Annotated in this window: 4 protein-coding genes; 2 read left to right on the forward strand and 2 right to left on the reverse strand. The window is 48.2% G+C overall.

From position 1 onward, the window contains the following. Positions 1–341: 341 nt before the first annotated feature. Together KR51_RS10815 and KR51_RS20255 are read left to right on the forward strand one after the other, a co-directional pair. On the forward strand, positions 342–605 hold the full coding sequence (locus KR51_RS10815; RefSeq protein ID WP_022607620.1) for a hypothetical protein: 264 nt from the start codon (positions 342–344) through the stop codon (positions 603–605). A 129-nt stretch (positions 606–734) separates the two neighbouring features. After that, the gene (locus tag KR51_RS20255; RefSeq protein ID WP_022607622.1) at positions 735–1508 is read left to right on the forward strand and encodes a hypothetical protein; all 774 of its coding nucleotides are present in this window, start codon (positions 735–737) and stop codon (positions 1506–1508) included. 1269 nt (positions 1509–2777) lie between these two features. On the opposite strand, the gene KR51_RS10835 is transcribed toward KR51_RS20255, so the two are convergent. Together KR51_RS10835 and KR51_RS21300 are read right to left on the reverse strand one after the other, a co-directional pair. Continuing rightward, positions 2778–3086: a hypothetical protein gene (locus tag KR51_RS10835; protein ID WP_022607626.1), complete on the reverse strand. Its 309-nt coding sequence runs from the start codon at positions 3084–3086 to the stop codon at positions 2778–2780. Between the two features lie 87 nt (positions 3087–3173). Beyond that, positions 3174–3476 (reverse strand): LexA family protein, encoded by a 303-nt coding sequence (locus tag KR51_RS21300; protein WP_022607628.1) that lies wholly within the window; start codon positions 3474–3476, stop codon positions 3174–3176. Between the last annotated feature and the right edge of the window lie 286 nt (positions 3477–3762).

Below are 3762 nucleotides of genomic sequence, written 5' to 3' on the forward strand. Positions count from 1 at the left end.
TATCAGAACACCCTTATCGACCCTTGAAAAGCCCAAATCCCTATGCTCCAGTCGTCTTGCATTTAACCGATTTTGAGCAACTCAAGCTATCAAGCGGCATCAAGCTTTCATCTTTCTGCCAATTTCACATGAAATAAGTTCCACTAAGTTGAGTTTCTTCTGCTGTTTGAACATTAGATCGTTAGATAAACATTTGACTTGAATAAAATTGAGCTTAATTTTCAAGCTGAATAAATATTCTTGTTTTTTTGTTTACAAATTTTAGATCGATTGTTTGTTGATATTTTTTAAATAATATATCTTAAGCTTGTGAAATTGTTTTTGTTTGCTAGGAGTACACCATGAATAATGTTGTGATAGGTATCATTTTAGGGGTTGTTGTAGCTCTATTCGTATACTTCCTGTTGCGCAAAGTAATTACAGGTAAGGGAATACGTTATCCATTCGTAAACACGACGAACACAAATCCTAAGTTCACGAGAAATTTAAAAATAATCAGATGGCAGAGCAGAATGATGGCTTCCGCTATGAGCACGGCCGAGCAAAAGGCACTTGAAAATCCAAAATGCTTTGTTTTTGAAAAGTGGGATTTTGAAAAAAAATAGATGCTTTTGTAGATGAATATTTTACCCTTCCCGAACTTGTCTCGCGTATCGCAAGTGGATTTCAATTGGTGGGAAAGAAGAGCAAAGAAGAAAAAGAAGCATATCAAGACAAGAAGGTGAAAAAAACTATTGGAAAAGCATATTTTCCCTAGACATGAAACCCTTAGTAAAATTAATGAATTGAGTCAGGAAACGTATGACATATATATATGTACCCTCACTGAGGAAATAGCAAAATATGGAGAAGAAATCAAAGAAGACTTTGATTGTGATGAAACATTTTCTTTCTATGCTGAGGAATGGGATAATCTTCAAGCTGGTTTGGAGCAAATAGTCAAGCAGATGAAATCAGGGAGAGCTTTGTCAGCTCTATCTGTTAACAGAAGTGGACTCGCTGCTTATGGCATTGCCGTACCGCTTATACTATCGCTTAGCCAAGGGCTCATTACTAGTGGCTTGGCTGGGGTGGGTGCGAGCGCGGCTGCCGAGGCGGCTGCCGAGACAGCTGCAACTGTGGTGTCTGATGCAGCTGTCTCGGCAGTGGCTGATGCAGCTGCAACTGCAGCGGCGGATGCGGCAGCTGATGCGGCGGCGGATGCGGCGGCAGGTGCGGCTGCTGAGGCAGCTGCCGAAATACTAGCTTCCAGTATTGTTCCTGTTATCAGTATTTTGATGATTGCTCTTACAGCATTCCAGATTAAGGGTAAACTTGAAGAAGGTAAAAAGAGAGCTTCGGCTGAGATCCGAGAGGCGCTTGATAAGCAGAAGCCACGCTTAGCTAAAGACATTGTTGACAAGTTTGTTTGCAAGATTCAACAAGCCTTTTATCCACAGACAGCAAAGTCAAGAGGATTTGAATTCGTGGAAGAAGAATACAAAAATTTATATAGTTCTGAAGTATGATAATCCTGCTGAATAAAAAAATGGCTAACTTACAGTTCTGCACCTGCTCCACCCTCACTGTGCAGGACTACCCAACCTCCTGTAACAATCTAGGGCACCTCAGAAATATATGGAGCGTCTTCGAACAATAAGCTTTGAGAGAGGGTAGTTGGATGGGATAAACGGGCTTTTGAGATTGGAAACAAAGGCAGCTATACTGGCTAAACAGAAGCACTTTCTCCAGTAGTTCAACGAGCTCATTCCTGGGACGCTTCTGACCGACCCTCAACCAAGTCTACGTGAAAGAACGCAAGAGCAACACTGGACGCAAGCTGGGAGAGGTGGTGCTAATTTTTAAGTCGTTGATTCTGCAGCAGTTGTACAACATCAAATACAACGCAAAGAAAGCCCTTGCTCAAGGCATATTTCCATCAATTAACGCTGTATTACATAAAAAATATCTGGTTGCGGACAACGCCGAGGGGTCGGGATCGCCGATACAGTCAATCGTCGGCAGAATCCATCCGCGGTGCGTGGCAAACGCCAGCTGTCGCGTTGTTACGTGCTGACAGTCTTGTTGACAAAATCGACCAGTCCCGCACGCGACTCCACCTGCACGAGCAGGGAAATCGAGTGGCGCAGTCCACTTGCTCTATTACACCGTTTGCGGACAACTAACCAGAACCCATAAGGAGTTAGGCAAAGGTCGAGGTAGGCTTGGGCCGAATGGCACTGACTTAAGCCATAACACTTGATTTAAGTGGGTTGAGGATATGACATCTTGGCTCCTAAAAACTCAACTCAACGGCAGGTCAAGGGTGGGGATCGACTCACGACATTGCCGACATGCATTAAACAAGTCAGGAGAACCGCTTCTCAAGCGCCTGAAATCCCTACCTGGATTAGTTCTTGCGGATTCGAGCATCCTTAAGTCTGTGCTATGCGGGCTTGGATCTCTTCGTCAGCGAAGGTGGCGGGGAGTACTTGTACTTAGCTTGAAGGCATATCGGCACCGTGTCCGCGCAGGATGGCGCGACGGCGGGCAGGAGATCGGATTTGTCCAGAGCGACGGCCCGACCTGGCAAGCGATCGCGCAGACGGGCTCCTTCCGGCGGTGCGCCTGCAGGAAATCGTTGCTAGTCTAAAGCAGCGCCATTTTGCTCGACCTCCCCGAGTAGCAAGCACACGGATAGTCTGGTTAGGGAAGGCAGTTGCGATTTGCGATCGGATTCGAGAAGACCGATCTGGGGTTGCGGCGAAGGCGTGGCTTGGTCCCCCCGGTAAGAAAGGCTAGTACACCTTAGCCCCCGACACGTAGGCTTGAACGATCGCAACGAGTATCGCTTGGGCTCGCCGCTCGGCGATCTCGCCGGAAGCGTCAGACGCCTTCGGGTCATCTTTTGTAGGCGTGTCATGCGGGATCGGGCCAATGCACTCGTAGGTGCCATAGTCGTCATCTCGCAATACGTCCACCGGTCGGATCTCGCAGTACTCTTTACCCGGCAACGAGTCGAATGGATTAGCGCGGCAAGTAGCGAGTACTATTTCGCGTCTTTGTAATTGTAAGTACCAGCCGTCTTCAGCTTTGATCAGCAACAAGTTCGATTTCCTCCGGTTTTGGCTGCTAATGGCAGCAGCCAAAGGTTTCGGGAACGATCGCACAATCTTCGGATGCTTCGAGAAATGTCACGCTGTCTGCGATCTGGATGCATGCACCGGCTCCGCTCCCATGTCCTGCCAGTGCTGGCAGTTGGCACAGGTCTTTGACAGTGCCACCTCCACCAGCTCTATCGCCCTGGCATACCCTGGTCTGCGCCGAATCCAGCCCTTACGCTCGATGCTTTTGAGCCGGGACTGGACGGGCGCGAGACTTGATAAACCTGCCACTCGCATCAGTTTGCGATAAGTAGGTGGGTATCTACGATGGCGCACAAAATGTACAATCGCCTCGTAAATCACTTGCTGCTTGGGAGAGAGGGCTTTGCGCATGGTTCTTCATATGGCGAGAGCTTGCCAGTCACCCGCGTTTAACGCTTACGTGAGAAATCGACCGTAGGAACGTAGCGATCGCCCGGCAGAGAAAGTCGACCCCCTCTGTGTCAACCTGGGACTAGACAGTCAGCTGCGCAGATAACATAGATTTGAGGGCGGGTTACTCAAGGAGAAAACCCTCGTGCCAAAGCCAGCCACTGACCCCTTGCCCGATAACCAAGTCAAGCCCGAACCAGCTCTCGAAAAGCGCACGCGTCGCACCTTCAGCGCCGAGTACAAATTA

Source organism: Rubidibacter lacunae KORDI 51-2 (assembly GCF_000473895.1).
GTDB lineage: Bacteria > Cyanobacteriota > Cyanobacteriia > Cyanobacteriales > Rubidibacteraceae > Rubidibacter > Rubidibacter lacunae.